General features: G+C 33.7%; 5 protein-coding genes. All 5 read left to right on the top strand.

Annotated elements, in window-relative coordinates; translation table 11 throughout:
• On the top strand, window positions 1–1,693 hold a 1,693-nt coding region (gene thrS / locus U9R23_01575), incomplete at its 5' end, for a threonine--tRNA ligase (protein ID MEA3475126.1).
• Between the two features lie 19 nt (window positions 1,694–1,712).
• Window positions 1,713–2,555, top strand: coding sequence for a 7-cyano-7-deazaguanine reductase (locus U9R23_01570; GenBank protein MEA3475125.1), 843 nt, complete (start codon window positions 1,713–1,715; stop codon window positions 2,553–2,555).
• Window positions 2,556–2,724: 169 nt separating this feature from the next.
• Entirely contained in the window at window positions 2,725–3,879 is a 1,155-nt protein-coding gene (ribD, locus tag U9R23_01565; protein ID MEA3475124.1) for a bifunctional diaminohydroxyphosphoribosylaminopyrimidine deaminase/5-amino-6-(5-phosphoribosylamino)uracil reductase RibD, read from the top strand.
• Window positions 3,863–4,255 (top strand): PaaI family thioesterase, encoded by a 393-nt coding sequence (locus tag U9R23_01560; protein ID MEA3475123.1) that lies wholly within the window; start codon window positions 3,863–3,865, stop codon window positions 4,253–4,255. Before ribD ends, U9R23_01560 begins: the two co-directional genes overlap by 17 nt.
• 8 nt (window positions 4,256–4,263) lie before the next feature.
• Window positions 4,264–5,349, top strand: a complete 1,086-nt coding sequence (locus U9R23_01555) for a site-specific DNA-methyltransferase (protein MEA3475122.1) — start codon at window positions 4,264–4,266, stop codon at window positions 5,347–5,349.
• The last annotated feature ends 99 nt before the right edge of the window (window positions 5,350–5,448 follow it).

Here is a 5,448-nt window from a genome sequence, read left to right as displayed (position 1 = left end):
CACCGCTCATATTATGGCACAGGCAGTTAAAAGACTTTATCCAGATGTAAAAGTAGCTATCGGACCAGCAATAGATAATGGTTTCTATTATGATTTTGATAAAAAGACCCCATTTACAGACAGTGACTTAAAGAAAATTGAAGAAGAAATGCAAAAAATCATCAAGAAAAACTTCTATTTTGAGCGAAGAGAAATATCTCGGGCTGATGCTCTTAAAATCTTTGAACTACAGGGTGAAAATTATAAAGTAGAATTGATAAATGAACTGCCTGCCGGTGAAACAATATCTATCTATGTTCAAGGTGATTTTGTGGATTTGTGCAGAGGACCACACCTTATATCTACGAATAAAGTCAAGGCATTCAAACTATTAAAGGTTTCTGGTGCATATTGGCGTGGAGATGAAAAAAATAAAATGCTTCAGCGAATCTATGGAATTTCATTTCCAACTGAAAAAGAATTGAAAGCTCATTTGCTAAAATTAGAAGAGGCAGAAAAACGAGACCATAGAAAACTTGGCAGAGAATTGGATTTATTCGGTTTCTATAATGAAGTCGGTGCTGGATTGGTTCATTGGCATCCAAAAGGTGGAATAATCCGTGATATTATTGAGAATTTCTGGAAAAGAGAACATTACAAAGCAGGCTACGACATTGTCTATACACCACATATTGGAAAAGCTAATCTGTGGAAAACAAGTGGTCATCTTGATTTCTATTATGAAAGTATGTATGCTCCCATGAAAATTGATGAACAGGATTATTTCATCAGGCCGATGAACTGCCCATTCCATATTATGATTTACAAATCAAAGCTGAGAAGTTATAGAGAACTGCCAATAAAATATGCAGAACTTGGAACCGTATATCGTTATGAACGTTCTGGCGTTTTGCATGGACTTATGCGTGTTCGTGGATTTACTCAAGATGATGCGCATATCATTTGCACACCAGAGCAACTTGAGGATGAGATTGTAAAATTATTGGATTTTTCTATGTTTTTTCTCAAAGCTTTTGGATTTAAAAAGTTTGAAATCTTCCTTTCTACCAGACCTGATAAATTTGTTGGTAAAGAAGAGGACTGGGAAAAAGCAACTAAGTCTTTAAAGAAAGCATTAGATATTTCAAAACTACCTTATAAAATTGACCCTGGTGAGGGCGTATTCTACGGACCGAAGATTGATATAAAAATAAAAGATGCTCTTGACCGTTCCTGGCAATGCACCACGATTCAGTTTGACTTCAATCTTCCTGAGCGCTTTGATATGACTTACATTGGAGAGGATAATTCTGAGCATCGTCCATTTATGATTCACCGCGCCTTGCTCGGCTCTTTAGAAAGATTCTTTGGTGTTCTGATTGAGCATTATGCTGGAAACTTCCCTCTATGGCTCGCTCCTGTTCAGGTAAAAGTAATTCCAATTAGTAATAATCATTTTGATTATGCAAAGAAAATCCTTGATGAGTTAATTGATTCAGATATTCGTGCTAAAATTAATCTGCAAAATGAAAAAGTCGGATATAAGATTAGAGAAGCAGAAAAAGAAAAAATTCCATATATGATTATTGTTGGTGATAAAGAGATTGAGGATCAAAATATTTCAGTACGAAAACATCTGAAAGGGGATTTGGGTACATTTCAGCTAAATGAGTTTATAGAAAAACTGAAAAGAGAAATACAGGAAAAAATGTAATTGTCTCTAATTATTTTTAATGAACGAATATCTTATCACAAAGCCAGATTCAACATTACTAAAACCAATTCCACGAAAAATCGGAAGACAGAATATTGGCTGGGATACGAAAAATATCCTTTTCTCTGGTATAGATATATGGAATTGTTACGAATTCTCATTCTTAGAAAAATCAGGCAAACCATTTGTTGGAATTCTTAGAATTAAATATCCTTCTGAATCAGAATTTCTGATTGAGAGCAAATCGCTAAAACTGTATTTGAATTCTTTTAATATGGCTGTCTTTGAAAATCTAAAAGAAGCAATTATAAAAATTAAGAATGATTTAAAATCTGCCTTGAACTCAGCAAACATAAAACTTATTATTACAACTTATGAAGATCTTAATCAAAAATTTGATCTAGCAAAAAAGTTCAAATGTATTGATGAATTAAAACCTAAAAATCCTTTTCAATATGAGGTAAACACAGATTTACTTCAAATGGAGCAGGTAGAGAAAAAAGAACATTTCTTGATGTCAAATTTACTAAAATCAAACTGCCCAATAACTGACCAACCAGACTGGGGAGCTGTTTATATCTACTATCTTGCTAATAAAAAAAAGATTACAGAAGAATCACTTTTGCAATATATTGTCTCGTATCGCAATCATCAAGAATTTCACGAAGTATGCTGTGAACGGATTCTTTTTCATCTTATTAATAAAATTCAGCCTGAAAAAATTATGGTTCTTTGTAAATACAATCGGCGTGGTGGCATTGATATAAATCCATTAAGAGTGTATCCGAAAGAAAAAGAATTTGTAAAAAATTTACCAACTGAACTTAAAGAAATATTATATTTAAGAGAATTTCGGCAGTAAAAATGTTAGCCACAGAGGCACAGAGATTCTACATTAAATTATATTATAAATAGAAACGATGGAGTGCTGAAACGAGGAGCGAAGCGACGAACTTTCAGTCCCGACCAGTCGAGACGAAAAGTTCTCCGCCAGTTGGCGGATCGTTTTCGCACTCCGCACCAAAGAGAAGATGAAAAAAACCGATATAGCTTTCTTAGAAAAAGCATTCACGCTTGCAGAAAAAGCCAGGGGAAAAACCTCGCCAAATCCTTTTGTTGGCGCTATTATTGCTAATAATGGGAAAATCATTGGCAAAGGATACACACAACCAGCAGGAAAAGACCACGCTGAAATCCAGGCATTAAAACAAGCTGGAGATGAAGCTCAAAATTCAACAATGTATATAACACTTGAACCGTGTGTCCACTTTGGAAAAACTCCTCCCTGCACTGATGCAATTATAAAAGCAAAAATCAAAAAAGTAGTAATTGGTGCAAAAGACCCAAACCAGCTTGTAAATGGGAAAGGAATTGAAAGATTAAAATCAGCAGGAATTAAAGTATTTTCAAATTTGATGCCAGAAAAATTTAAAAAACAAAACGAAGCCTATATTACATACATAACAAAAAAACGTCCATTTATTATCGCTAAAGCAGCAATCTCTCTTGATGGAAAAATGGCTAAAGATAATGGTAATTCCAGATGGATTTCCTGCGAAAAATCAAGAGAAACAGTTCATAAACTCCGCAACAAAGTAGATGCAATTTTGAGTACGGTCAATACGGTGAATGCTGACAATCCTAAATTTACCGTTCGTTATAATATCAAAAATCCCAAACATCCAATAAGAATTATTCTTGATTCTTATCTAAATATAAATCCGGATTCTTATGTTATCCAATCAGCGGATAAAATTCACACAATAATAGCAACAAGCTCTAAATCTAACAATGAGAAGATAGACTTTTGGCATTCAAAAAATGTAAAAATCTGGCAGGTTGATGAAGAAAATGGATTTCTAAATCTGCACCAAATTATGAATAAATGTTACAAAAATGAAATTTCTCAAATAATGGTTGAAGCAGGTCCTACTTTAATAACGAATTTATTGAAAGAGAAATTAATTGACAAAATTTTGCTCTTTGTGGCTCCTAAAATTTTAGGCGGCTCTGATAAATTTCTCTTCACCCTTCGTCCCGATTTCATCGGGACGGAGAACGGGTGGTTCAAATCATTTGATTGCGAAAAGCTTCAAATTGGAATTGATTTAACTGATATATCTTACAAAAAAGTAGACAAGGATATAATGATTAAGGGTTATCTAAATTATGGAAAAATTAGTTAATCGCTGTTTTGGTTGCTCAGAAATAAATCCTATCGGCCTAAAGCTAAGATTCTCTTATAAAAATGATAAGGCAATCACAAAATGGATTCCTAAAGAAGAATATCAAGGCTGGCCAGGTATTTTGCATGGCGGTATTACCGCCACCATCCTTGATGAAGTAATGGCAAAGTTAATTGAACATAAAGGGATATATGCAGTAACAGCAGAAATGAATATTAAATATGTCAAAAAAATTGAGATAGGAAAGGAACTCATCGCGAGAGCCTGGTTTGAAAAGCAATCCCCTAAAGTATTTTATGTAAAAGCAAAGATTCAAAATAAAAATGGAGAGGTTTTAGCAAAGGGAAGTGGGAAATATTTTAGAATGGAGATTTAAAATCATATATGGAATCATTAGATTATAAAAAAAGAAAATACCTTTCAGCGATTGAATCCGCTAAATATCTTAATATATCTGTAAGAATGCTTCATGACTTTGTAAAGATGCAAACTATAAAAGCACAAATTTCTGCAAGTGGCCAGATGCGTTTTGACTTGCGAGAATTGAAGAAGTATGAGCAAAATTTGAAATCAAAACACATTAGTCTCGGTCAGCCCGAGCCTGAACGGAAAAAGAAAGAAATACATATTGAAGAATTAAATGTTATTAAGATAAATGAAACAACCCAAAAAGTATTTGTAAAAAATTCAATGAAAATGGACGACTTGCAGGATAGCAGTGTTCACTTAATGATTACATCACCACCATACTTTGATACAAAAATGTATTCAAGAGAACCTATTGATGGAGACCTTGGAAATATTCATAATATTGATGAATGGTTTGATAAAATCAGTGAAGTTTGGAAAGAAGTATATAGAGTTTTACAGCCAGGTAGAAAAGCATTCATAAATATTATGAACCTTCCTATAAGATTAGAAAATGGGGGTTTTAGAACTTTGAATTTAGTAGGCAGAACAATAGATGTGTGTGAAAAAATAGGATTTATTTTTAAAAGGGATATAGTATGGCACAAAACAAATGCCGTCCGAGCACATTTTGGAACATACCCTTATCCAGGTGGAATTCTAATAAATAATATGCACGAATTCATCTTAGAATTTGATAAACCTAATAAGAAGGGCTTCAGCAAATACGGACATCTAACGAAAGAACAAAAGGAACAGTCAAAATTAGACAAGGAATTCTGGCTATCTATAAAAAAAAGCGATGTCTGGATAATGAAACCACAAGCAAGTGGTGATAGTCGTAAGCATATTGCACCATTTCCTTATGAACTTCCTTTTAGATTAATTAAAGCTTTTAGTTATATAAGTGAAACTGTTCTTGACCCATTTGTTGGTAGCGGAACTACTCTATTAGCTGCTACAGATCTAAAAAGAAACGGAATCGGTTATGAGATAAATCCAGAAATCACCTTTGAAGCAGTAAAAAGTTTAGACAACTATCAAATGAAGGCGTTGGGTTAGAAAGTGGTGTTGATATTCATTACATTCAGGAGTTGTTTGGTCACAATATTTCAAAACCACCCGATACAGTCATTCTTCCTTACGGGGCAGGCTACAGAG

This window comes from Candidatus Cloacimonadota bacterium, from assembly GCA_034722995.1.
Classification (GTDB): domain Bacteria; phylum Cloacimonadota; class Cloacimonadia; order JGIOTU-2; family JGIOTU-2; genus JAGMCF01.
Note: the sequence above shows the minus strand (reverse complement) of the source record. Positions and strands in the feature narration are given on the sequence as shown.